Here is a 219-nt window from a genome sequence, read left to right on the forward strand (position 1 = left end):
AAATGCTTATCGCTAAGGACAAGGCGTGACGAGGACCGAATTTTAGTAGGGAAGCGCCAGATGTCACACTGCCGAGAAAAGCTTCTAGTTAGTGATTAATTACCCGTACCGCAAACCGACACAGGTAGTCGAGGAGAGTATCCTAAGGTGAGCGAGTGAACTCTCGTTAAGGAACTCGGCAAAATGACCCCGTAACTTCGGGAGAAGGGGTGCTACACG

The 219-nt window shown here is 49.8% G+C and carries 1 rRNA gene; it reads left to right on the plus strand.

Going from position 1 to position 219, the window contains the following annotated elements:
- Positions 1-219 (plus strand): 23S ribosomal RNA (locus HF569_RS12305); the annotation flags it as partial.

Source organism: Levilactobacillus tujiorum (assembly GCF_012641185.1).
Lineage (GTDB): Bacteria > Bacillota > Bacilli > Lactobacillales > Lactobacillaceae > Levilactobacillus > Levilactobacillus tujiorum.